The organism is Rhodococcus sp. 4CII (assembly GCF_014256275.1).
In the GTDB taxonomy this organism is placed as follows: Bacteria; Actinomycetota; Actinomycetes; order Mycobacteriales; family Mycobacteriaceae; genus Rhodococcus_F; species Rhodococcus_F wratislaviensis_A.
The window spans coordinates 1,238,173-1,261,925 of record NZ_JACCFE010000002.1 but is presented as its reverse complement, the minus strand read 5'-3'; the positions used below and the strand labels follow the sequence as shown (position 1 = coordinate 1,261,925).

18 protein-coding genes are annotated in these 23,753 nt (G+C 67.8%); 6 read left to right on the top strand and 12 right to left on the bottom strand.

Annotated features, from left to right (window positions below; translation table 11 throughout):
• The first annotated feature begins 130 nt into the window (after nt 1-130).
• The 3 genes from H0B43_RS06730 to H0B43_RS06720 all read left to right on the top strand — a co-directional run bounded on the left by H0B43_RS06730 (nt 131) and on the right by H0B43_RS06720 (nt 2,912).
• On the top strand, nt 131-985 hold the full coding sequence (locus H0B43_RS06730; RefSeq protein WP_185728760.1) for a PHP domain-containing protein: 855 nt from the start codon (nt 131-133) through the stop codon (nt 983-985).
• Nucleotides 982-1,341 (top strand): hypothetical protein, encoded by a 360-nt coding sequence (locus H0B43_RS06725; RefSeq protein ID WP_185728761.1) that lies wholly within the window; start codon nt 982-984, stop codon nt 1,339-1,341. The genes H0B43_RS06730 and H0B43_RS06725 overlap by 4 nt, the downstream gene beginning before the upstream one ends.
• 377 nt (nt 1,342-1,718) lie before the next feature.
• The gene (locus H0B43_RS06720; protein ID WP_185728762.1) at nt 1,719-2,912 is read left to right on the top strand and encodes an NADP-dependent malic enzyme; all 1,194 of its coding nucleotides are present in this window, start codon (nt 1,719-1,721) and stop codon (nt 2,910-2,912) included.
• 94 nt (nt 2,913-3,006) lie between these two features.
• Here the strand turns inward: H0B43_RS06720 and H0B43_RS06715 are convergent, their stop codons facing one another.
• The 4 genes from H0B43_RS06715 to H0B43_RS06700 are packed head-to-tail and all read right to left on the bottom strand — an operon-like array spanning nt 3,007 to nt 6,547.
• On the bottom strand, nt 3,007-3,708 hold the full coding sequence (locus H0B43_RS06715) for an ABC transporter permease (protein ID WP_185728763.1): 702 nt from the start codon (nt 3,706-3,708) through the stop codon (nt 3,007-3,009).
• Nucleotides 3,705-4,403, bottom strand: a complete 699-nt coding sequence (locus H0B43_RS06710) for an ABC transporter permease (RefSeq protein WP_185730080.1) — start codon at nt 4,401-4,403, stop codon at nt 3,705-3,707. Before H0B43_RS06710 ends, H0B43_RS06715 begins: the two co-directional genes overlap by 4 nt.
• 4 nt (nt 4,404-4,407) lie before the next feature.
• Nucleotides 4,408-5,565 carry an ATP-binding cassette domain-containing protein gene (locus tag H0B43_RS06705; RefSeq protein WP_185728764.1) on the bottom strand — a complete coding sequence of 386 codons (1,158 nt, stop codon included), beginning with the start codon at nt 5,563-5,565 and terminating at the stop codon, nt 4,408-4,410.
• Nucleotides 5,566-5,575: 10 nt separating this feature from the next.
• On the bottom strand, nt 5,576-6,547 hold the full coding sequence (locus H0B43_RS06700) for an ABC transporter substrate-binding protein (RefSeq protein ID WP_185728765.1): 972 nt from the start codon (nt 6,545-6,547) through the stop codon (nt 5,576-5,578).
• A gap of 209 nt (nt 6,548-6,756) precedes the next feature.
• Here H0B43_RS06700 and H0B43_RS06695 point away from each other — a divergent pair, with 209 nt between their 5' ends.
• Complete coding sequence (locus tag H0B43_RS06695) at nt 6,757-7,638, top strand: ABC transporter substrate-binding protein (RefSeq protein ID WP_252189851.1); 882 nt, start codon at nt 6,757-6,759, stop codon at nt 7,636-7,638.
• On the opposite strand, the gene H0B43_RS06690 is transcribed toward H0B43_RS06695, so the two are convergent.
• From H0B43_RS06690 to H0B43_RS06680, 3 genes are read right to left on the bottom strand one after another with little or no spacing between them, the layout of a single operon-like run.
• Nucleotides 7,597-8,517 carry an alpha/beta hydrolase gene (locus tag H0B43_RS06690; RefSeq protein ID WP_185728767.1) on the bottom strand — a complete coding sequence of 307 codons (921 nt, stop codon included), beginning with the start codon at nt 8,515-8,517 and terminating at the stop codon, nt 7,597-7,599. The genes H0B43_RS06695 and H0B43_RS06690 overlap by 42 nt on opposite strands.
• A 7-nt stretch (nt 8,518-8,524) precedes the next feature.
• The gene (locus H0B43_RS06685; RefSeq protein ID WP_185728768.1) at nt 8,525-9,355 is read right to left on the bottom strand and encodes an SDR family oxidoreductase; all 831 of its coding nucleotides are present in this window, start codon (nt 9,353-9,355) and stop codon (nt 8,525-8,527) included.
• Entirely contained in the window at nt 9,352-10,953 is a 1,602-nt protein-coding gene (locus tag H0B43_RS06680; RefSeq protein ID WP_185728769.1) for an NAD(P)/FAD-dependent oxidoreductase, read from the bottom strand. Before H0B43_RS06680 ends, H0B43_RS06685 begins: the two co-directional genes overlap by 4 nt.
• A 70-nt stretch (nt 10,954-11,023) precedes the next feature.
• On the opposite strand from H0B43_RS06680, the gene H0B43_RS06675 reads away from it, so the two are divergent.
• Nucleotides 11,024-11,662, top strand: a complete 639-nt coding sequence (locus tag H0B43_RS06675) for a TetR/AcrR family transcriptional regulator (protein WP_185728770.1) — start codon at nt 11,024-11,026, stop codon at nt 11,660-11,662.
• Between the two features lie 228 nt (nt 11,663-11,890).
• On the opposite strand, the gene H0B43_RS06670 is transcribed toward H0B43_RS06675, so the two are convergent.
• From H0B43_RS06670 to H0B43_RS06655, 4 genes are all read right to left on the bottom strand, one after another.
• On the bottom strand, nt 11,891-15,661 hold the full coding sequence (locus tag H0B43_RS06670; protein ID WP_185728771.1) for a multifunctional oxoglutarate decarboxylase/oxoglutarate dehydrogenase thiamine pyrophosphate-binding subunit/dihydrolipoyllysine-residue succinyltransferase subunit: 3,771 nt from the start codon (nt 15,659-15,661) through the stop codon (nt 11,891-11,893).
• A 111-nt stretch (nt 15,662-15,772) separates the two neighbouring features.
• Nucleotides 15,773-19,648, bottom strand: a complete 3,876-nt coding sequence (locus tag H0B43_RS06665; RefSeq protein WP_185728772.1) for an ABC transporter ATP-binding protein — start codon at nt 19,646-19,648, stop codon at nt 15,773-15,775.
• A gap of 49 nt (nt 19,649-19,697) precedes the next feature.
• A complete protein-coding gene (locus tag H0B43_RS06660; protein WP_185728773.1) occupies nt 19,698-20,477 on the bottom strand; it encodes an ABC transporter permease in 780 nt (259 codons plus the stop codon).
• Nucleotides 20,474-21,553 (bottom strand): ABC transporter ATP-binding protein, encoded by a 1,080-nt coding sequence (locus H0B43_RS06655; RefSeq protein WP_185728774.1) that lies wholly within the window; start codon nt 21,551-21,553, stop codon nt 20,474-20,476. Before H0B43_RS06655 ends, H0B43_RS06660 begins: the two co-directional genes overlap by 4 nt.
• 113 nt (nt 21,554-21,666) lie before the next feature.
• On the opposite strand from H0B43_RS06655, the gene H0B43_RS06650 reads away from it, so the two are divergent.
• Complete coding sequence (locus tag H0B43_RS06650) at nt 21,667-23,055, top strand: glutamate decarboxylase (protein WP_185728775.1); 1,389 nt, start codon at nt 21,667-21,669, stop codon at nt 23,053-23,055.
• Between the two features lies 1 nt (nt 23,056).
• Here H0B43_RS06650 and H0B43_RS06645 read toward each other — a convergent pair whose 3' ends face one another.
• Nucleotides 23,057-23,743: a hypothetical protein gene (locus H0B43_RS06645; protein ID WP_185728776.1), complete on the bottom strand. Its 687-nt coding sequence runs from the start codon at nt 23,741-23,743 to the stop codon at nt 23,057-23,059.
• Between the last annotated feature and the right edge of the window lie 10 nt (nt 23,744-23,753).

Below are 23,753 nucleotides of genomic sequence, written 5' to 3'. Positions count from 1 at the left end.
TGCCGAGTCGGAAACGCTGCTGGTGAATCGTACGTCAGCGCCGACTGCGGGTCGGCGGCGTCGGACGACACGCCAGGCTCCCGGGCCGCACGCTCGCGACCCGCGTCGCCACACCTGACAGACTGGTTGGGTGCTCATCGATCTCCACACCCATTCGACGGCTTCCGACGGAACCGACAGCCCGGCGGAGCTGGTGCGCGCCGCGGGGGCGGCGGGACTCGACATCGTGGCGATCACCGACCACGACACCACCGCGGGGTGGGCCGAGGCGGTCGCCGCCCTTCCTGCGGGACTGTCGCTGGTGCGGGGTATGGAGATGTCGTGCGAGGGGCGGGGTGAGGACGGCAGGCCGGTCGCGGTGCACCTCCTTGCGTACCTGTTCGACCCCGCGCATGCCGCGTTCGCCCGCGAACGGGAGCGGCTGCGGAACGAGCGGATCGTGCGGATCCGGGCGATGGCCGAACTCATGATGGAGGACGGTCTCCCCATCGACGCGGACGAGGTGCTGGCGGAAGCCGGACCTGCGGCGGGACGCCCCCATCTGGCGAGGGCACTGATGCGCGCGGGAGTCGTCGGCAGCGTCGGGGAGGCGTTCGTGGATCTGCTGGCCCCGCGCGGCCGCTACTTCGTCGACAAGTCGGACACACCGCTCGACGACGCGGTGCGGCTGGTGGCGGAGGCCGGGGGCGTGAGCGTCCTCGCCCACGGGCGAGCGCGGAGTCGGGGGCGGCTGTTGTCGCTCGATCACGTCCGGGACCTGGCCGGTGCCGGCCTGCACGGACTCGAGGTGCACCACCCCGACCACTCGGCCGACGACGCGCGGGTTCTGCAGGAACTGGCCGACGAAGCCGGTCTGGTCGTCACCGGTTCCTCCGACTACCACGGGACGAACAAGGCGATCCGGCTGGGAGAGTTCGCGACCGATGCCGACGAGTTCGACACGCTCGTGTCGAAAGCGTCCGGGGTGCAGGTGGTCTCGGCATGAACACCCACGAGTCCGAGCGGTACGACCCCTACGCCGTCGCCGTCCCGAGAACGGTGACGCCCACCGAACCGCCACGCAGTCCGCTCGTCGTCCGGGCATTGCGCGCCCTCAGCGGGGCCGTCGCCGCCGGTGTGGTGATCCTGTGCCTCGTCGTGATCGGCTCGGCCTACGTGGGCGGCGGCCGAGGATTCCCCGGCCCGGGAACCGTCTCCATCAGCGCGCACGTCGTCGCGTCCGTGTTCGTGATCGTCGCGCAGCGGATCGCGGACCGCAGGGAGGGCGTTGTCGCGGTCGTCGCGTCGGTGGCCGTCCTCGCGGCTGCGACCCTGCTGCTGTCCACGCAGTGGTGGGGCTGACGGACGTTCGGCGCGTTATCTGAAACCGGCTCTCACAGTGACCCGTCGGTAACTTGTTCTCACAGGTAGAGGGCAGAAAACGTGAGACATCTGACTGTCGCCACAATTTGATTGTGCATCGATCCTCGTGCCAGACTTGGCACCACTCCGACGTCGGCGCCACCGCCCTTCGGCGGGGGTTTAATGGCAGTGTTGCCAGGGCTCACCCGCCCTTGCCATGACGCTTCGGACGTTCTGCGGCCATCGTGATCGCGCACCCCGGAAGCTTCACCCTCAGTTGTCGTTCGTGGAGCAACTGTGAGGATCAGCGCCGATCCTCACGGTTACTTCTCAGTAACCCGGCCCCGAGTGAGCCTGGACTTAGCAGGAGTGTCATCGTGTCCATCGTGTCCGAACCCACCACACCGCAGAAGCTCGAGCTGACCGACGAAGAGATCTTCGCCGGCCACATCGGGGGGAAGCTCTCCGTAGAGACCACCACCGCTCTCGATTCGCAGCGCGCCCTGTCCATCGCCTACACGCCCGGTGTCGCGCAGGTTTCCCGCGCCATCGCGGCCGACGAGACCCTCGCCGACCGGTACACCTGGACCAACCGCCTCGTGGTCGTCGTCTCCGACGGCTCCGCGGTCCTCGGTCTCGGCGACATCGGCCCCCGCGCCTCGCTTCCGGTGATGGAGGGCAAGTCCGCGCTGTTCAAGAACTTCGCCGGCCTGAACTCGATCCCCCTGGTCCTGGACACGAAGGACCCCGACGAGATCGTCGAGACCCTGATCCGGCTGCGCCCGAGCTTCGGGGCGGTCAATTTGGAGGACATCTCCGCCCCGCGCTGCTTCGAGATCGAACAACGCGTCATCGAGGCGCTGGACTGCCCGGTCATGCACGACGACCAGCACGGCACCGCCATCGTCGTCCTCGCCGCGCTCAAGGGTGCGGTCAAGGTCCAGGACCGGGACCTGTCCTCGCTGCGGGTGGTGATCTCCGGGGCCGGTGCCGCCGGCGTGGCGTGTGCGAACATCCTGCTCGCCGCCGGCATCGCCGACGTGACGGTCCTCGATTCGAAGGGCATCGTCTCCGCCGACCGCCAGGATCTGAACGCGGTGAAGGTGGATTTGGCGGCCCGCACCAACCCGGCCGCACGCCGCGGCGGCATCGTCGAGGCCCTGGACGGTGCGGACGTGTTCCTCGGGGTGTCCGCGGGCACGGTGCCGGAGGAGCTCATCGCGACCATGGCGGAGAACTCCATCGTGTTCGCGCTGTCGAACCCGGACCCGGAGATCCACCCCGACGTCGCCCGCAAGCACGCGGCGATCGTCGCCACCGGGCGCAGCGATTTCCCGAACCAGATCAACAACGTGCTCGCCTTCCCCGGTGTGTTCCGCGGCGCCCTGGACGCCGGTGCCCGCCGCATCACCGAGGGCATGAAACTTGCCGCCGCCGAGGCCATCCTCTCGGTCGTCGGTGACGAGCTGGCTGTAGACAAGATCGTTCCCAGCCCGCTCGATCCTCGCGTGGCCCCCGCTGTCGCGGAGGCAGTCGCCGCCGCTGCTCGTGCAGAAGGCGTCACCGGCTAGCGAGAATCCGTCGAACACCCCGGACCGGAGCCCGCACCAAGGTTCCGCGGACGGGGTGTTTGCCGTTCACGGAGTGTTCGAAAAGTGTTCGCCGTCAAGCGCGGTCGGTGATCTGCTCGGCGCTGGGGTTGCGCCGCAGTCGGCCGGTGCCCGGAACGGACGCCCACACCGCAAGGGCGAGTAACCCGTCCACGACAAGCGCGAGAATCGTCACGAGAAGCGCGCCGACGAGAACCCGGTCGTACTGCCGAAGGGCAAGTCCGTCGAAGATGTAGCGGCCGAGTCCGCCGAGATTGACGTACGCGGCCACCGTTGCCGTCGCGATGATCTGCAGGGTGGCGTTGCGCAGCCCGCCGAGCATGAGCGGCAACGCGTTCGGGGCTTCGACACGCGTGAGCACCTGCCACTCGGTCATCCCCATTGCGCGGGCTGCGTCCACGACCGTCCGGTCGACATTCGCGACGCCCGCATATGTGCCGGCCAGCACCGGCGGGATACCGAGGATCACCAGCGCCAGGATGGGCGGGATCAGACCCAGCCCGAGTAGGAGCACCAGGAACGTCAGCAAACCCAGCGTCGGCAGCGAGCGCAGCGCGTTGACGAGACCGACGACCACCACGTCGCCCTTGCGCAGATGCCCGATGATCAGACCGATCGGCACCGCCACGACCGCGGAGAGCGCCACCGCCAGGAAGCTGTACCAGAGGTGTTCGAGGATTCGGGCGCCGATTCCGGTGCTGCCCGACCAATTTGCCGGGTCGACGATGTACTCCCACGCGCCGCCGAAGATGGTCATGACGCCTCCTCGGCGGCCGGGAGCGTCGATTGCCCCGCGACCAGCGGCGTGCGCCCGACCTTCTTCTGCCGGGTCCACGGCGTCAGCGCACGGCCGACCAGGAACAGCAGAAGATCGAACGCGAGGGCCAGCGCGACGATCGCGATGATCCCGGCAAGGATCTGGTCCGGGTAGTCACGCTGGTATCCCTGCGTGAACAAGGTGCCGAGACCGCCGATCCCGATCAGTGAACCCACCGAAACCAGCGAAATGTTGGTCACCGCCACCACCCGCACGTTCGCGACGAGAACGGGGAGAGCGAGGGGCAGTTCGACGGTGAGGGCCCGCCTCAGGCGGGTGAAGCCCATCGCGGTGGCGGAATCGACGACATCGGCGGGAACCGAATCGAGTGCCTCGGGCACGGCGCGGATCAGCAGGGCGGTGGAGTAGATCGTCAGGGCGATCACCACATTGAGCGGGTCCAGGATCTGCAATCCGACGACGGAGGGGATCGTCACGAACAGTGCGAGCGACGGGATCGTGAACGCGATTCCGGCCGCGATCAGCGTGATCTTCCGCAACCAGGACGCGCCACGGATCGCGGTTCCCACCGGGACGGCGATGAGCAGGCCGATGAGGAGCGGAACCAGCGCAAGATATAGATGGGTCTTCGTCAGGTCGACGACGACCGAGAAGTTGTCGATGAGCCACCGCATCGGATCACTGCCCGTCCGGGGTCGCCGGTTGGGCGGTGAAGTGGTGCTCACCCCTCGCACGATCTTCGGCCGCCCGCTGCTCGGCCAGCTTCGCGATCACCTCGGAGCCGAGGATGCCACCCGAGACCGCGCCGTCGGCGTCGACCGCGACCCCGATGCCGGACGGCGACGAGATGGCCGCGTCCAGGGCCTGCCGGAGGTCCGAGCCGGGTGTGAACAGCGATCCGCCCGCGGCCGTGCATTCGGAGACCGGGCGACCGGCCCGCGCTCCCTCGACGCCGGTCACGTCGATCCATCCCCGCGGACGGCCCGAATCGGTGACCACCAGTACCCACTCGCCCTGTTCGAGCCGCAGGCCGGGCAACTCCTTCTCGCTCGCGGTCCGGATCGTGTGCAGCGGAACCTGATCTGCGCTCCGGAACGACAACCCCCGGTAACCACGGTCCCGTCCCACGAACGAGGCGACGAAGTCGGTGGCCGGCGCCGACAGCACCGTGTCGGGTGCGTCGTACTGCTGCAACCGGCCGCCTGGTCCGAACACCGCCACCCGGTCACCGAGTTTGACGGCCTCGTCGATGTCGTGGGTGACGAACACGATGGTCTTGCGCATCTCGGCCTGCAGGCGCTGCATCTCGGCCTGCAGATCTTCGCGGACAACGGGATCGACCGCGCTGAACGGCTCGTCCATCAACAGGATCGGCGGATCGGCGGCCAGCGCCCGCGCGACCCCGACACGCTGTTGCTGCCCCCCGGACAGCTGGCCGGGATAGCGGGACGCGAGTGCCGGGTCGAGCCCGACCCGTTCGAGCACCGTCAACGCGGCCTTGCGGGCGTTGCGCCGGGAATCGCCGCGCAGCACGGGGACGGTCGCGACGTTGTCGACCACCGTGCGGTGCGGCAGCAGTCCTGCGCTCTGGATGACATAGCCGATGCCGAGACGAAGCTTCACCGCGTCGGTCCGGGCGATGTCGCGGCCGTCGACGGTGATCGTTCCCGCGGTCGGGGTGATCATCCGGTTGATCATCCGCATCGACGTGGTCTTGCCGCAGCCGGACGGCCCGACGAAGACCGTGAACGATTCGGCGTCGATCTCCAGGTCGAGGCCGTCGACCGCCGTCGTGCCGTCGGGGTACTGCTTGGTGACTCCCGAGAATGTGATCACCGCAGGCTCCTCACGAGACCGGCTTGTCGAGTCCCTGGTCCGTCACCCACTGCTTCGCGGCCGCGGCCGGTTCGGTTTTCGCGTCGCCGGACACCGAATCATTGAGCGCGACAAGCTCTTCGGTGGTCAGCTTCGCCGACAGCGCGTCGAGCGCCCGGGTCAGCTTGTCGGAGGACTTGGTGGTCCGGACGACCGGCACGACGTTCTGCGCCGCGAAATTGTTCTGCGGGTCCGCGAGCACCACGAAACCGTTCTTTGCGATCGCCGGGGACGTCGTGAAGATGTCTGCCGCCGTGATCTGTCCCGACGCGAGGGCACCGACCGTCGCCGGACCACCGCCGTCGGCGATCGGGACGAAGTTGTCGGGTGTGATGTCGAGGCCGTACTTGGCCTTCAGCCCGGGCAGGCCACCGGGGCGTTCCTGGAATTCGGCGGGAGCACCGAATTTCACCTCGGCCGAGTGCGCCGCGAGATCCCCGATCGAGGTCAGATTCCAGCGCTGCGCCGTCTCCTTGGTGACGACCACGGCGTCTTTGTCCTCGGCCGGGGCCGGGGTGGTGATCTTCAGCTCGGAGCCCAGCGCGGCCGGAAGCGCGGCGTCCACGTCGGCGGCGCTGGTGGCCGTCGAATCCGGATCGAGGTATTGCAGGAGGTTGCCCGTGTAATCGGGAATGACGTCGATCGAGCCGTCTTTCAGGGCGGGAATGTACGCCTCACGGCTGCCGATGTTGAACTTCGTGCTCACGTCGAACCCGTTGGCGCGGAGTACCTCGGTGTAGATGTTGGCGACCGTCTCGGATTCGGGGAAGTTCGCCGATCCCACGATGATCGTGTTGGGGTCGTCCCCGGATCCCTCGCCGCCCGCGGACAGGGGATCGGATCCGCCACCACACGCTGCGAGCGACACGACGGCGGCCGTCGCGAGGGCGATACTGCCCACGGAGCGGCGGGTGAAGCCCGACAGAATTCTCGAGGTGCGCATCAGCGTCCTTCCCGTTGTCACCGGCGCCGGACCTGCCGACGGAAACCGGTGGACGCGTGTCCGCGCCATCGGTTGGCCAGTGTAACGATAGGGACGGACAGAGCACGGTTTTCGACCAGCTCGAGGTAAACGAAAGGCGCGACGTGGCACACACACGGACAGGCGAATCGGGCGGACGCGGACCACGCCCGGCACGGTGGTCCCGGGCATTGATCACCGCGTCGGCCCTGCTTCTCGTCGTGGGAACGTCGGCGGCGTGCGGCGGCGACGCGACCCTCGACGGTTCCTCGGGCCGGCCGACGGGCGAGATCGTGGTGGGGGCCGGTGACGGCGCGGACAGCCGGATCCTGGCCGAGATCTATGCCGGTGCCCTGCGTTCGACGGGGGCGCCGGTCACGAACGAGGCGGGGCTCGGCGACCGGACCGCATACCTCGGTCAGCTCGATGCCGGAAACGTCACGCTGGTACCGGAGTTCACGGGCCGGTTGTTGCGCTACTACGACCCCGGCTCGGTGGAGACCGAACCGGACGACGTGTTCGAGGCGTTGAGCAAGGCTCTGCCGCAGGGGCTTTCGATCTCCGACTACGCAGCTGCCGAGGACCGCTCGGCACTGGCGGTGACGTCGCAGGTGTCCGGGACGCGTGATCTCACCACGCTCGACGAGTTGGTGCCCGCATGCGCCGGGAGTACCGCGGCGCTCGGCCCGAACTTCGAGGCAGACGCCCTTCCCCGGCTGACGGGGTGCACTTTCGCGCAGACCCGGACGGTGGCCGACGACGCCGCGGCTGTCGGGGAACTCGCGGGCCCGGACGCTCCGGACGGCGCCCTCGAGGTGGCCGGAGTGACCACCGCGTCACCGGACGTGGCGGCCGCGGACCTGGTACTGCTGGCGGACGACGAGCACGTGTTCACCGCACAGAACGTGGTGCCGCTGTTCCGGATCGGAACCCTCGGCGAAGCTCAGCAGAAGGCGCTCAACGTCGTGGCGGGTGAGCTGACCACCGCGGACCTGGCCGACATGATCGGCCAGGTCCGCGATGGTGCAGGTTCAGCCGACGTGGCGCGCGTGTGGCTCGACGCCCATCTGTGAACCCAGGAAGGCCCCGAGTTCGGCGACCGCGTCCGCGGCCTCGCGGACCAGGGACGCCTGAAGATGGGCGACGTGCCACAGCCGGGCGTACTCGGTGAGCATGACATCGACCTTCGACGCATCGAGCTTCGCCACGAACTCCATGATCTGCGGGTAGAGCACCTCGTCCACCCCGACATGGACCAGGGTGGACGGCAGCCCTGCCAGATTCGCGTGCAGCGGTGCGTAACCCGGGTCGTGCGCATCGCCGGTACCGAGGTACTTCTCGGCGGCGTCGGTCGACCACGCCGTGTTGACCACGAGATCCCGGTCTCGGGAGGTGTCGCGGCGGCCCGGATCGACCCACGGCGAGATCAGCGCCAGCGCGGCCGGAGTCACACCGTGCCGGTCGATCAGGCGCCGCGCGGTGGCGACCGTGAGACCCCCGCCCGCCGAATCCCCCGCGACGGCGAGTTGCCCTGTCGCGTAGCCGTGTTCCGTGGTCAGCTCGAGATACGCCGCCACCGCGTCCTCGAGTCCGGCCGGGAACGGATGCTCCGGAGCCAACCGGTAATCGAGGGTGTAGACCGCGCTGCCGGACTCCCTCGCGAGGTGAGCCGCCAGCGAACGGTGTGTTTTCGGAGAACCGATCGTGTACGCCCCGCCGTGCAGATACAGCACCGCGGTCCGGGGATCGGTGGCTCCCACCGTGATTCGCTCTGCCAACCGGCCCGCCAGCACGGCCGGACGGACGACGGCGCCTGCAGGCAACTGCTGCAACGGGGCAGCGAGTTCGAGGATCGCCCGCTGGACCGCGTACGGAAGCCTCGCATTGAGGCTGAGCCGGTAGAACGGCCGGAGGGCCGTCGCGACGACCGGCAGCGGCAGGTGGAAGGTCATCGGTACCTCAGTTCGACTTGGGAAGAATTCGTCCGGCGATGACGGCGACCACCCGCTGATAGCTCGGCCCGACGATTCGCACCCAGGCGTCGAGGAACTTGGCGTCGCCGCCGATCAGCACCCGCGGCTTACCCTTGCGGACACCGGTCACGATGGTCTCGGCCGCCGCCTCCGGCGTGGTCCGTGCAAGCTTCTGGTCGAAGAACTTCGCGAACGTGTCGAGGTCTTCGCCCGGGCCCGCTGTCGCGTTGCGGGCGATGGCCGTCTTGATGCCGCCGGGGTGCACGCACGTCACCTTGACCGGGTGCTTGGCGATCAGCATTTCCTGGCGCAGCGACTCGGTGAAACCGCGCACCGCGAACTTCGCCGAGTTGTACGCGCTCTGACCGGGCATCGACAGCAGACCGAAGAGGCTCGAGACGTTCACGACGTGACCGTCGCCCGACGCGATGAGATGCGGCAGGAAGGCCTTCGTGCCGTTGACGACTCCCCAGAAGTCCACGTCCATGATCTTCTCGATGTCCTTGAACTCGGACTTCTCGAACTCACCGTGGTAGGCGATGCCGGCGTTGTTGTACACCTGGTTGATCGTGCCGAAGTGAGCGCGCACCGCGTCGGCGTACGCGAGCACCGCCTCGCGCTCGGTGACGTCGAGGTGATCGGACTTGACGTCGGCGCCCAGCGCCTCGGCCTTGCGTGCGGTCTCGGCGAGCCCGACCGTGTCCATGTCCGAGATCGCCAGCCGGGCACCCTTGCCCGCGAGGTTCAGGGCGAGTGCCCTGCCGATGCCGGAACCGGCGCCGGTGATCACGACTACCTTGCCTGCGAACTCGCTCACTGTGCTGTCACCTTGTCGTCGTCGAGGTCGATCTGTGCCGGGATGGCGGTGGAACCGGGGACCGAGCCGTTGACGTACACGGGTGCCGGCAGGTCCGCGGTGGCCACGCTGTCGTACGCGCCGAGGTCGAAACGCCTGGTCTCGTTGCGGAACTGGAACGTGAAGCCCGGCCACAGTGTCGTGTTGTTGCCGTGCTTGTCGAGGTACCAGCTCGCGCACCCACCGTTGTTCCAGACGCTGTGCGACAGTTTCTCCTGGAGATCGGCGTTGTACCGGTCCTGCGCGTCCTGACGGACCTCGATCTTGCCGATGTCGTACTTGTCGAGCGTCTGCAGGGCGTCGACGAGGTAGTTGAGCTGTGACTCGATCATGAAGACCATCGAGGTGTGGCCCAGACCAGTGTTGGGGCCCACGAGGAAGAACATGTTGGGAAAGTTCGCGATCGCGGCGCCCTTGTAGCCCTGCTGTCCGCCCTCGTCGAAGACCTCGGCGAGGGAACGCCCGTCCTTGCCGAAGATGCCCTCGAACGTGGGGGAGTCGGTGACGTGGAAACCGGTGGCGACGACGATGGCGTCGACTTCGCGGACGGTGCCGTCCTTCGCGATCACCGAGTCGGCGGTGACCTCGGCGATGCCGTCGGTGACCAGGTCGACATTGTCCTGCGCGAGGGTGGGGTAGTAGTTGTTCGAGATCAGCATGCGTTTGCAGCCGATCTGGAAGTTCGGCGTCACCTTCTTGCGTAGATCCTTGTCCTTGATCTGACGGCGCAGGTGGCGCTCGGCCGCGAACTGCAGCGGCTTCATGAAGATCGGGGCCTTCGCGAGCCCCACGACCTGACTCTCCCGCATCCAGTAGATGCCGGTGCGGCACAGCTTCTGGAACCCGGGCAGGTACTTGAACGCGGTGTGCTCGAGCGCGGTGTACTCGCGGTCCGCGCGGGGCAGGATCCACGGCGCGGTGCGCTGGTACACGTCGAGATGCGACACCTTCTTGCCGATCGCCGGGACGATCTGGATGGCCGAGGCGCCGGTGCCGATGACGGCGACGCGCTTGCCCGTCAGGTCGGCGTCGTGGTTCCAGCGGGCGGAGTGGAAGATCTCGCCCCGAAAGTCCTCGATGCCCTTGATGTCGGGGAGGGACGGCTCGCACAGAGCGCCGACAGCGGATACCACGACCTTCGCGACGAAGTTCCCCTTGGTAGTGCTGACCTCCCACCGAGTGGTCGCCTCGTTCCAGTGAGCGGACTGCACGTCACAACCGAAGAGGTGCTTGTCGCGCACCTTGTACTCGTCGGCCACCGACTGGATGTACTTCTGGATCTCGGGCTGCGTCGAGAACGACCGAGTCCATTCGGGGTTCAGGGCGAACGAGTAGGAGTACAGATGCGACGGGACGTCGCACGCCGCACCCGGGTACGTGTTGTCCCTCCAGGTGCCGCCGACCTCGGTGCCGCGCTCGAGCACGAGGAAGTCGGTCTTGCCTGCCTGGGTCAGCTTGATCGCCGCGCCGAGGCCGGCGAACCCGCTGCCGATGATCAGCGTGTCGATGTGGCGGACACCCGCGGTGGGGTCGTAAGTGTCTGTGACGGGGAGACTCATGTAATAGACCATAGGTCGCTATTGAGGGGCAGTCAATAGCCTATTGACCTTCATTCAGTAGTCTTGTCTCATGGACGTTGTGAAGCGGACCCGTCTCAGCCCCGAACAGCGGCGCGCGCAATTGATCGACCTGGGCGCGAAGATGCTGGCCCAACGCCCCCTCGAACAGATCTCCGTCGAAGACATCGCAGATCAGGCCGGTGTCTCCCGAGGCCTGCTGTTCCACTACTTCGCCTCCAAGCACGACTTCCACCTCGAGATCGTGCGGCACACCAGCAGCGAAATGCTCGCGCGCACCGCGCCCGACCCCTACGTCGGGCAGGCGCGCGATCCCATGCAGATCCTGCGTTCGGTACTGGCCTCGTACGTCGACTACGTCAGCGAGAACCGCGCCACCTACGTCTCGCTGCTGCGGGGAACCGCGAGCGGCGACCCCGATATGCGGGCCGTCTTCGAGGACACGCGTGCCGTCATGTCCGAACGGACCCTCGAACAACTTCCCGCGATCGGAATCGAACGCACCCGAGCAGTCGAACTCGCCGTCCGCGGATGGATCGCCTACGTCGAGGAAGTCACCATCACCTGGCTGCGCGACCCGCACCTCACCCGCGACGAATTGATCGAACTCAACGTCCAGGCCCTTCCCGCCCTCGCCATCGCCGCGGCCCCCGAGATCGCCGCGGCGCTGCTCTCGGCCACCACAACCTGACATAGCTCGGACCGGGGAATGTCCCCGGTGCGTTTTCGCTGCGCACGCTCTCGTTTTCGGTAGCCGCACCCGCTGTAGGGCGCCAGAAGGGGTGCGTGTGTCGAGAAGGGGTGCGTGAGGCCGGGCGGTGAGTGCCCGCCTATCTGGCCCGAGATACAACGAAGCCGGGTCGAATCCACTCCGTGGAGTGAACTCGACCCGGCTCGATGGCAGCTCAGGCGATCGAACTCAGCCGAAGGCCTCGTCGATGATTTCCTGCTGCTCCACGGCGTGCACCTTGCTCGAACCCGAGGACGGTGCCGACATCGAACGGCGCGAGATGCGCTTGATCCCGGACAGCTTGTCGGGCAGCAACTCGGGCAGCGCGAGCCCGAAGAACGGCCACGCACCCTGGTTGGCCGGCTCCTCCTGAACCCACCGGAATTCGGTCGCGTTGGGGTAGCGGTCCAGCGTCTCGCGGAGACGCCGGCTCGGAACCGGGTACAGCTGCTCGATGCGGACGATCGCGATGTCCTCGCGGTTGTCCTTCTGCTTCTTCGCGAGCAGTTCCCAGTACAGCTTGCCGCTGACGAGGAGGACACGGCGAACCTTGTCGCGCTCGCCGTCGCCCGTCTCGTACGTGGGCTCCTCGAACACCGAGCGGAACTTGCCGGTGGTGAAGTCCTCGACCTCGGAGACGGCGGCCTTGTTACGCAGCATCGACTTCGGCGTGAACACCACCAGCGGGCGGCGGATTCCGTCGAGCGAGTGGCGCCGCAGCAGGTGGAAGTAGCTGGCCGGGGTGGACGGGACTGCCACGGTCATCGAACCCTCGGCGCACAACTGCAGGAAGCGCTCGATACGACCGGACGTGTGGTCGGGACCCTGGCCCTCGTGGCCGTGCGGCAGCAGCAGCACGACGTCGGAGAGCTGACCCCACTTGGCCTCGCCGGACGAGATGAACTCGTCGATGATCGACTGCGCGCCGTTGACGAAGTCACCGAACTGCGCCTCCCACAGCACCAGCGCGTCCGGGTTGCCCACGGAGTAGCCGTACTCGAAGCCGACAGCGGCGAACTCGCTGAGAGCGGAGTCGTAGACCAGGAACTTGCCGGGGTTCTCGCTGCCGAGGTTCTGCAGCGGGGTGTACTCGGCGCCCGTCTTGCGGTCGATGAGGACCGAGTGACGCTGCGTGAACGTGCCGCGCTTGGAATCCTGGCCGGAGAGGCGGACCATCTTGCCCTGGTCGACCAGCGAACCGAACGCGAGCAGTTCTGCGAAGGCCCAGTCGATCTTGCCCTCGCGGGACATTTCGCGGCGCTTCTCGATGACCGGCTTGACGCGCGGGTGCACCGTGAAGCCGTCGGGCAGGTCGACGAACGCGTCGCCGATCCGCGCGAGCACGGACGCATCCACGGACGTCTTCAGCTTCGTGGGCAGCACCTGGTCGAGTTCGACCGACTCACTGGGCTCCGGGGTGTACTTCTCGAGTTCGCGGACCTCGTTGAACACCCGTTCCAGCTGGCCCTGGTAGTCGCGCAGGGCGTCTTCGGCTTCCTTCAGCGAGATGTCGCCGCGCCCGATCAGGGATTCGGTGTAGCTCTTACGGACGCTGCGCTTGGTGTCGATCACGTCGTACATCGCCGGCTGCGTCATCGACGGGTCGTCGCCCTCGTTGTGACCGCGACGGCGGTAGCAGATCATGTCGATGACGACGTCCTTCTGGAACTTCTCCCGGAAGTCGACGGCAAGCTGGGCGACCCACACACAGGCCTCGGGGTCGTCGCCGTTGACGTGGAAGATCGGTGCGCCGATCATCTTCGCGACATCGGTGCAGTACTCGGACGACCGCGAGTGCTCCGGGGCGGTGGTGAAACCGACCTGGTTGTTGACCACGATGTGCACGGTGCCGCCGGTGCGGTACCCGCGCAGCAGCGCCAGGTTCAACGTCTCCGCCACGACACCCTGACCGGCGAAAGCGGCGTCGCCGTGCAGCATGAGCGGCAGTACGGTGAAGCCGTCCTCGCCCTTGTCGAGGATGTCCTGCTTGGCGCGGACCAGACCCTCGAGAACCGGGTCGACCGCCTCGAGATGCGACGGGTTGGCGGTGAGCGACACGGTGATGTCGTTGTCGCCGAACATCTGGATGTACTGGCCCTCGGCACCGAGGTGGTACTTCACGTCGCCGGAGCCGTGCGCGGCCGCCGGGTTCATGTTGCCCTCGAACTCGGTGAAGATCTTCGAGTAGGGCTTGCCGACGATGTTCGCGAGAACGTTGAGACGACCGCGGTGCGGCATGCCGATGACGACCTCGTCGAGCTGGTGCTCGGCGGCCTGGTCGATGACGGCGTCCATCATCGGGATGACCGACTCGGCGCCCTCGAGGGAGAACCGCTTCTGACCGACGTACTTGGTCTGCAGGAACGTCTCGAAGGCCTCGGCCGCATTGAGCTTGCTCAGGATGTATTTCTGCTGAGCGACCGTCGGCTTGACGTGGTGCGCCTCGACCCGATCCTGCAGCCACTGCTGCTGCTCCGGTTCCAGGATGTGCGTGTACTCGACACCGACGTGGCGGCAGTACGCGTCGCGCAGCACGCTGAGTACGTCGCGCAGCTTCATCTTCTCCTGGCCGTGGAAGCCGCCGACCTTGAACTCACGGTCGAGGTCCCACAGGGTCAGGTCGTGCGTCCGGACGTCGAGGTCCGGGTGGCTGCGGAACTTGTCCTTGACGAACTGCAGCGGATCCGTGTCGGCCATCAGGTGACCGCGGTTGCGGTACGCGGCGATCAGCTCGAGAACACGGGTGTTCTTGTCGACGGCGCCTTCGGGCACGTCCTTGCGCCAGCGGACCGGCTCGTAGGGGATGTGCAGCGCGTGGAAGATCTCGTCGTAGAACTCGTCGCTGATCAGCAGGTTGTGGATGGTCCGGAGGAAGTCACCGGACTCGGCACCCTGGATGATGCGGTGGTCGTACGTCGAGGTGAGCGTCATGAGCTTGCCGACGCCGATCTCGGCGAGGCGTTCGTCGCTCGCGCCCTGGAACTCGGCGGGGTACTCCATCGCGCCGGCACCGATGATGGCGCCCTGGCCGTTCATCAGTCGCGGCACGGAGTGCACGGTGCCGATGCCGCCGGGGTTGGTGAGCGAGATCGTGACACCCGAGAAGTCTTCGGCGGTGAGCTTGCCGTCACGCGCGCGCCGGACGATGTCCTCGTAGGCGCTGTAGAACTGCGTGAAGTTGTGGGTGTCGGTGTTCTTGATCGCGGCGACGACGAGGGACCGGTTGCCGTCCTTGCCCGGCAGGTCGATGGCCAGGCCGAGGTTGGTGTGTGCGGGGGTGACCGCGTTCGGCTTGCCGTCGATCTCGGCGAAATGCCGGTTCATGTTCGGGAACGCCTTGACCGCCTGCACGATCGCGTAACCGAGGAGGTGCGTGAACGAGATCTTGCCGCCGCGGGTACGGGCGAGGTGGTTGTTGATGACGATCCGGTTGTCGAACATCAGCTTCGCAGGGATGGCGCGAACGCTGGTGGCGGTCGGAATGGCCAGCGACGCCGACATGTTCTTGGCGACGGCAGCAGCTGCGCCGCGGAGAACCTTCGACTCGTCGGCGGCCGGAGCGGGCGCCTTGGCGTCCTTCGCAGCGACGTCCTTTGCGGGTGCGGCCTTCTTGGGGGCCTCGGTCTTCGGGGCAGCAGCCTTCGAGGACGCACCGTTGGGTGCGGTCTTCGGCGCGGCGCCGTTGGCCGTCTTGGTCTGAGACGGGGGTGCTGTCTTGGACTCGGAAACCGGGGGGGTCGAAGTCTTGGCGGGGGGAGCGGCAGCCGGTGCGGCGGTGGTGGTGCCGTTCGTGCCGTGTCCGTTGGCTGCGCCTGCCTTGGCGGCGGCGTCCGGAGAGTAATCCGTCAGGAATTCGTGCCAACTCGCGTCCACGGACGACGGATCGTCCTGGAAACGCTGGTACATTTCGTCAACCAGCCACTGGTTCTGTCCGAACTGGGATGTAGAGCTGCTGCTCACGGCAGGTGTTCGCCTCGTTTCTATTTCGGTACCCGATCAGAGCGCCTATATACATGAGACTAGCCCTCGCGTGTGACGTGTAGATCGCCAGGCCCGCACGTGTGAGCTGTCTCACGGCCAACCGATGGGGTCACCATCGATGACGGTTCTCGCCCCGCGATTATTCCCCGCGCCGGTCTCCGCCGCATCCCACAGTCCCGAATAGTGGCCACCGGCATAGCGCAGGGTGGCGTGCGAACCGGTCTCGACAACCCGTCCCTTGTCGATCACGAGGATGACATCTGCCCGGGCCGCGGTGGCCAGTCGGTGGGCTACGACCACCGACGTGCGGGTGCGTGTCACCCGGCTGCTCGCATCGAGAACTACCTGCTCGGTGGCCGGATCGAGGGTCGCGGTCGCTTCGTCGAGCAGCAGCAGGTCTGGGTCGACGAGCTCGGCCCGGGCGAGCGCGATCAGCTGCCGCTGACCCGCCGACAAGCCCTGCCCGCGCTCGCCGACGGGGTGATGCATCCCACCCCGCAACTCGGCGATGGTGCCGAGGGCGCCGACCGCGCGGGCGGCGTCCTCGATCTCCGCGCGGCTCGCGTCGGGGCGACCGTAGGCGATGTTGGTGGCGACGGTGCCGGTGAAGAGGTGGGCTTCCTGGGGGACCACGCCGAGCCGCCCGCGGTACGCGCCGAGCGGGTACCGGCGGAGGTCCACGTCGTCGACGAGCACCGCGCCGGACGTCGGGTCGTAGAAACGGGCGAGCAGTTTCACGATGGTCGACTTGCCCGCGCCGGTCTTGCCGACGAGGGCGACCGTGGTGCCGGCGGGGATGTGCAGGTCGATGTCGGTCAGGGCGTCGCTGTCCGCGCCCTGGTACCGGAACCCGACGTCGCGCAGGCACAGCTCGCCGCGCAGGTGCCCAGCGACCGGCTGCAGGTCGTCGCGGGAGGTGGCCCGCTCGATGGAACTGGGTGTGCGGAGCAGGTCACCGATCCGTTGCAGACCCACACTGGCCTGCTGGTACCCGTCGAACACCTGCGACAGCTGCTGGATGGGCCCGAACAGCAACCCCAGGTACAGCACGAACGCGACGAGCGTTCCGGCCGTGGTGTCGCCGCCCGCGACCTGCCGGGCGCCGACGAACACGACGGCGGCCAGCGCCAGGTCCGACAGGAACGCGATGAACGGGAAGTACACGGAGATCGCCCGCTGCGACCGCATCCGGCTGCGTCGATAGCTGTTCGCACGCTCGGCGAACCGGCGGGCGGCGAATTCCTCCCGCCGGTATGCCTGGGCGGCCCGCAACCCGGCGATGTTCTCCTGGAAGTCGGCATTGACGAGTGAGATCCGCTCCCGCGACACGGTGTACGCCATCGAAGAGATCCGGCGGAAGAGCAGGGTCGCGACGACCAGCGGCGGAATGACGGCGAGCGCCACCAACGCGAGCGTGACATCGGTGGCGACGAGGGCGACGGAGATGCCGGCGACCGTCAGCACGCTCACCACGGCGGTCGACATACCCGTCTGGATGAACGACGACAACGCGTCGACGTCGGTGGTCATCCGGGTCATGATCCGGCCCGACAGTTCGCGCTCGTAGTAGTCGAGGCCGAGTCGCTGCAGGTGGGCGTAGCTGCGTACCCGCAGTCCGAACAGGACCCGCTCACCCGCCCGGGCGGTGATCACCGTCATCAAGGCGACGACGAGCCAGTCGGCCACCACGAGGAGAACGCCGACCCCCGCCGCCGTCCACAGGGTCGCGGAGTCCTGGGGGACCACCCCGTGGTCGATGGCGAACCGGACGATGGAGGGGAACGCGATCCCGGCCAGCGAATCGAGCGCGAGGCAGACGACGACGGCGACGAGGAGGGCACGAACCGGTCGCAGGATCCGCCACAGCCGGAAGTCGGGCTCGGGCAGCCGGAGGTTCCGGGTCTCGATTCCCGGGCTCTCGACGGCGGGCGGAAGCGCATCGACGGCGTGCTGGAGTTCCGGGGTGGCGGCCACGTTGCCCAGGGCGCCCGCCATCGGTCCACCCGCGGTCCGGCCACCGCCCGACCCGAGAGCCGGGGTGCGTCCGGACGCGACGGCACCGCCGGGAACGTCCCAGTCCTCGTCGTCGTCCGGCCACAGTTCCGATTCGAGCGGTATGCGCCGGTACGGCATGGGGTCGGCCTGCGCGGGCACGCTCACGTCGAGGGGGCCCGAGTTCTCGGCGGAGGCGAACAATGCGCGGAAGAGGGCGCATCGCTCGTCGAGTTCGGCCACCGTGCCGGAATCGATGATCCGCCCGCCATCGAGAACCGCGACACGGTCGGCGAGCGACAGCGTGGAGCGGCGATGCGCGAGTATCAGCGCCGTCCGGCCCCGATTTGCCCGCAACGCCTCGAAGATCGACGCCTCGGTGGTGGCGTCGACGGCAGAGGTTGCGTCGTCGAGGATCAGCACCCGCGGATCGGTGAGGAGGGCGCGCGCCAGCGCGATCCGCTGCCGCTGACCGCCGGACAGGGTGAGGCCGCGTTCGCCGACCACGGTGTCGTAGCCGTCCGGTAGTGCGGACACGAACTCGTCGGCGGCGGCCATGGCGGCCGCGGCCCGGATCTCTTCGGCGCTGGCGTCGGGCCTGCCGAGCGCGATGTTGGCCGCGATGGTGTCGGAGAAGAGGAACGGTTCGTCGAACACGAGGCCGACGGCTTCCCGCAACTGTTCCGCGGACAGCTGGGAGACGTCGAACGACTCGCCCCCGGAGGTGAGGGACACGGCTCCCGACGAAGGGGCGTAGAAGCGCGGGAGCAGCAGCGACAGTGCGGTCTTGCCGGAGCCGGCCATCCCGACCACCGCGACCGTCTCGCCGGGTGCGATGCAGAGGTCGAGTCCACGGAGGATGTGGCGGTCCGGTTCGAATCCGAACGTCACCGAGCGCAGGTCCACGCCCAGCGGCCCGTCGGGCAGGGCCGTGGGATGCGCCGGGTCCGCGACTTCCGGTTCGGCGTCGATCACCTCGTACACGCGCTCGACCGCGGCCCGCGACAACTGCGCCATGATCACGACGGACGACAGCGTGCGGGTGACGCCCGTCATCGCCGCGACGTATGTGGCGAATGCGAGGAACGTGCCGATCGTGATGGAGCCGTGCAGTGCCAGGAAGCCACCGAGCGCGATGACGCCGACGAGACCGAGCTGAGGGAGCGCCGCCATGGTCGGGGCGAAGCGCGCGTTGATCCGCGCGGCGCGCAGGCGTTCGGCGTACAGCGTCCGGCTGTGGTCTTCGAGCTGGTCGACGGCGCGGCGCTCCTGGCCGAACCCCTTCACGACGCGGACCCCGGTGACGGTCTCCTCGACGTGTTGCGCGAGGTCGGCGGCCCGCTGCTGTGCGGACCAGGTGGCCGCGAACAGCTTCGGCCTCATCGCGTACACGACGAGGCAGACGGCGGGGACGATCACGAGCGCGACCACGGTCAGCAGCGGCGACAGCCACGCCATGATGGCGAGCGCGAGGACGAACTGGAGCAGCGCGCCTGCCGACAGCGGGACCATCGCGAGAAGTCCCTGCACCAGCTGGAGGTCGGTGATGGACCGGGACACCACCTGGCCGGTGCGGATCTGATCCTGCCCCCGCCCGTCGAGCCGCTGCAGTGCGCCCAGCAGACCGAGCCGCAGATCGTGCTGGACGTCGAGTGACAGTTTGCCTGCGAGCATCCGGCGTCCGAACTGGCAGCCGAACCGCACGCACGCGAGCAGTGCGATGAGCAGTGCGGCGGTGCCGATCACCTGCGTGGCGTTTCCCGATCCCGCTGCGTCGACCGCGTACTTGGTGAGGAGAGGGAACGAGATGTCGATGCCTGCGGCGACCACCGTCACGCCGAGGGCTCCGAGCGCGACGCGGCGGTGGGCCCAGCATTCACCGCTCAGCCGCCGAATCCACCCGGGCCGCGCCTGGTCCTGGTTCGGCGTCTGCTCTCGTTCGATCACCGATCCGGACGCACTCTCACCTGCCACTGGATCCACGTTAGCGCCGGCCACCGACAGGCCGGCGCCCGGTGCCGTGTCAGGTGATGTCGCGCTGCCGGGTGCACGCCCAGCCGCCGGCGACGAATACCGCGGTCCACACGAGCAGGGCGAGGGGGGCGGTGGGCCAGAGAGTGAGCCAGTCGATCTCGTTGCCCGCGGCGGCGTTGGCGACCGTCCCGAGGGTGGCCGACACCGGGAGGATGCCGCCGACGGAGCCGAGGCCGATCCCGCCGAGGATCGACCGGAGGATCATCTCGCCGAGGGTGTACCAGACCACGAGTGCGATCGTGCTGCCGACGGATGAGCCGGTCAGCATCGACACACCGCCGCCGAGCAGCGCCCACAACGTGGCGCAGAGCAGTGCCGCCCCGAGCATCGCGAACAGGGATCCGCGCACCGCGAAACCCTCGCCGCCGAACGTCAGCAGCAGGGCGACGCTGACGACCTCCACGACGAGGCAGTAGAAGAAACCGAAGGCCGCGGTGACGCCGAGTTTGGCGCCGATCACTCCGTCCCGGCCGCGGGCGGTGAGGAACGTGGTGGTCAGCGTCTTGTAGCGGAATTCCGTTCCCACGTTCACCGCCCCGAACAGCGCGGCGAAGAGAATGACGAGGGCGAGGGCCACTGCCAGCCCGAACAGGGTGGCAACCAGATTGGCGTCACCCGGGTCGGCCTCGAACGCATCGGTGAACGCGCGCATCACCGGAAGGGTGATCGCGCTCGAGAACATCCCGACGACCAACGGTGCGAGACCGAGCATCCACCAGAACCGCAGCGTGGTGACCTTGCGGAATTCCGCGGTGAGAAGAGCTGTCATCGCGGGCCTCCGGACATCGGACCGTGTTGGGGGTGTGCAGGTGGCGGAGCGTACCCGGGCGGGGGACCGTAACCCGGCTGCTGCGGGTACCCGGGTGGCAGTGCATACGTCTGCGGCGGGCCGTAACCCCACGGCGCGGCGGGGCTCGCCCCGGCGACGTACTGGCCCGCGGTCATCGACAGGAACAGTTGTTCGAGGTCGATGTCGTCGCCGACCGCCCCGAAAATGGTGACCCCGGCCGCGGCGGCGACCGACTGGACGACGTCGAGGGACGCTCCGACGACGGCGAGGCGCCCGTCCGCCAGCGACCGCGCGTCGACTATTCCCCGGGCGGCCAGCGCGGTCGCGAGCGCGGGCGGGTTCGAGGACGCCACCAGCAGCCGGCTCTGCTGCGACTTGCGCAGCTCCTCCATGCGGCCCTGATAGACGAGGGAGCCGCGGCTCACGATCACGAGGTTGTCGACGGTCTGCTCCACCTCGCGCAGGATGTGGCTCGAGATCAGAACGGTCCGTCCGGACGCGGCGAATCCCTTCAGGAACTCGCGCAGCCACGCGATGCCTTCAGGGTCGAGTCCGTTGGCCGGTTCGTCGAGGATCAGGATCCGCGGGTCGCCCAGCAGTGCGGTTGCCAGCGACAGTCGCTGACGCATGCCGAGGGAGAAGCCGCCCGCCTTGCGCCCGGCGACGTCCTCGAGCCCGACGAGCGCGAGCGTCTGCCGTGCGCGCGCATCCGGCACACGGATCGCGGACGCGTACACCTTCAGGTGATCGAGGGCGGTCCGGTTGGGATGCAGGCTCTGGGAGTCGAGGACGGCGCCGACCGTGCGCGCCGGGTCGGTCAGGAGGCGGATCGGGACCCCGGCGACCGTGGCGGTGCCGGACGTCGGCCGGACCAGACCGAGAATCATCCGCAGGGTCGTGGTCTTGCCCGACCCGTTGGGCCCGAGGAATCCGGTGATCGATCCCTGTGGCACGGCGAAGTCGAGGTCGGTGACCGCGTCGACGTTCTTGAAGCGTTTCGACAGCCCGCGCACCTCGATCGGATGCGCGAAACTTCCCGGGATTGCTGTGGTCAACCCGTCCTCCCCTGCCACAATCGAATGGAACTGATTCGACCCTACTGGGCTGCCATGACGAGATTCACCAACTGACGTACGGCGCGCGCTGACACCACTGATTGGGGACACACATGAGCAAGCACCACCACCACAATCACCATCGCGACATCCTTGCCCCGGCCTACACGGGACGCCTGTCGATCGATCCGTTTCCCGCGCTGCGCCTGCCGGACGACGAATCCGCTCCGGAGGCCGCGTACCGGTTCATCCACGACGAGTTGATGCTCGACGGCAGTTCGCGGCTGAACCTGGCGACGTTCGTTACCACCTGGATGGACCCCGAGGCCGACACGTTGATGGCCGAGACGTTCGACAAGAACATGATCGACAAGGACGAGTATCCCGCGACGGCGGCGATCGAGTCGCGGTGCGTGTCGATGGTGGCCGACCTCTTCCACGCCCCCCACCTGTCGACCACCGACCCGGCCAGCGCCACCGGTGTGTCGACGATCGGTTCGAGTGAAGCCGTGATGCTGGGCGGTCTCGCGCTCAAGTGGCGGTGGCGGGCGAAGCGGGAGGCGGCCGGGAAGGACACGGCGCGGCCGAATCTGGTGCTCGGCAGCAACGTGCAGGTGGTGTGGGAGAAGTTCTGCCGGTACTTCGACGTCGAGCCCAAGTACCTGCCGATGGAGAAGGGCCGCTACGTCATCACGCCCCAACAGGTGCGTGACGCGGTGGACGAGAACACCATCGGAGCCGTCGTCATCGTGGGCACCACCTACACCGGGGAACTCGAACCGGTGGCCGAGATAGCGGACGCGCTCGACGACCTCGCCGCGTCCGGCGGCCCCGACGTCCCGATCCATGTCGACGCGGCCAGCGGCGGTTTCGTCGTCCCCTTCCTGTATCCGGATCTGTTGTGGGACTTCCGGGTTCCGCGGGTGGCGTCGATCAACGTCAGCGGCCACAAGTACGGGCTGACGTATCCAGGAATCGGGTTCGTGGTGTGGCGTGACCGGGAATATCTTCCCGAGGGCCTGGTGTTCCGGGTCAACTACCTGGGCGGCGACATGCCGACGTTCACACTGAACTTCTCGCGGCCGGGCAATCAGGTGGTGGGCCAGTACTACAACTTCCTGCGACTCGGCCGGGCCGGTTACAGGTCGATCATGGAGACGCTGCGCGTCACCGCCGTTCGGGTGGGCAAGCGCGTCGGGGAACTCGAGTACTTCACGCTGATCACCGACGGCACCGACATTCCGGTGGTGGCATTCGAGATGGCGGGGGATCCCGGATTCACGGTCTTCGACGTGTCACACGAGTTGCGGGCGCGAGGGTGGCAGGTTCCCGCATACACCATGCCCGCCGACGCCGAGGACGTGGCGGTGTTGCGCATCGTCGTGCGCGAGGGCTTCAGTGCCGACCTCGGCACTCTCCTCGTCGAGGCGATCGAGGAAGTGTGCGCCGAACTTCGCGAGAAGGGCGGAGGGCGTTCGACGGCACAGCACTTCGCCCACTAGATCAGGGCTCGATCGCACGCAGTTCGTCCGGCCAGCGGGCCGGGGCGGGCCCGAACGCGTCACGCGCGTTCTTGATCACGCCCTTACCGATGGCCCGGTTGCCTGCGCCGCCGATGGCCGCGCCGATGCCGGCGGGCACGAGTTTGCCGAGGATCAATGCGCTGCGGCGGGCTGCGTACTTGGTGATGAACTTGCGCACGAGTGTGCTGTTCATTCCCTTCAACGTGGGGCCCGGGATTCGGCTGGTGATCGCGGTCGCCCAATTCTTCGCGGTCACGCCGGTCGCCTTCTGGACGATCTCCATGCCCGATTCGCCGAGGGCGACCGACAGGACGAGTGCGCGTCGCTGCTGATGATCGACAGCGGAGATGCCGTGCACCGATGCGACCGCGAGGGTCAGCAGCGCCGCGGCCTCCAGGAAGAACGCCGATTCGGCGCCCACTGCCGCGATGGACGCGACCGTGCCGACACCGGGAACGGCGGCCGTCGCGCCGACCGCGCTACCGCTGCCCGTGACGGCGAGCAGGAACATCTTCTCCATGCGCTCGACGATCTGCGCGGGCGATTCGCCGGGGTGCGAGCGCCGGACCCAGTCGACGTATTTGGCCACTGCGGGGGCCTGGAGTCGACTTCCGTTGTCGAGGACCGAGACCAGTACCTTCTCCACCGGTCCACCATTGCCAGCCATCGGGGCTCCC

Excerpts from the sequence above, each read along its gene's own strand:
- H0B43_RS06700 (WP_185728765.1), bottom strand. The coding sequence starts at position 6,547 with ATGCGCACCTCGAGAATTCTGTCGGGCTTCACCCGCCGCTCCGTGGGC.
- H0B43_RS06680 (WP_185728769.1), bottom strand. The coding sequence starts at position 10,953 with ATGAGTCTCCCCGTCACAGACACTTACGACCCCACCGCGGGTGTCCGC.
- H0B43_RS06645 (WP_185728776.1), bottom strand. The coding sequence starts at position 23,743 with ATGGCTGGCAATGGTGGACCGGTGGAGAAGGTACTGGTCTCGGTCCTC.
- H0B43_RS06675 (WP_185728770.1), top strand. The coding sequence starts at position 11,024 with ATGGACGTTGTGAAGCGGACCCGTCTCAGCCCCGAACAGCGGCGCGCG.
- H0B43_RS06710 (WP_185730080.1), bottom strand. The coding sequence starts at position 4,403 with ATGCGGTGGCTCATCGACAACTTCTCGGTCGTCGTCGACCTGACGAAG.
- H0B43_RS06690 (WP_185728767.1), bottom strand. The coding sequence starts at position 8,517 with ATGACCTTCCACCTGCCGCTGCCGGTCGTCGCGACGGCCCTCCGGCCG.
- H0B43_RS06660 (WP_185728773.1), bottom strand. The coding sequence starts at position 20,477 with ATGACAGCTCTTCTCACCGCGGAATTCCGCAAGGTCACCACGCTGCGG.
- H0B43_RS06650 (WP_185728775.1), top strand. The coding sequence starts at position 21,667 with ATGAGCAAGCACCACCACCACAATCACCATCGCGACATCCTTGCCCCG.
- H0B43_RS06715 (WP_185728763.1), bottom strand. The coding sequence starts at position 3,708 with ATGACCATCTTCGGCGGCGCGTGGGAGTACATCGTCGACCCGGCAAAT.
- H0B43_RS06725 (WP_185728761.1), top strand. The coding sequence starts at position 982 with ATGAACACCCACGAGTCCGAGCGGTACGACCCCTACGCCGTCGCCGTC.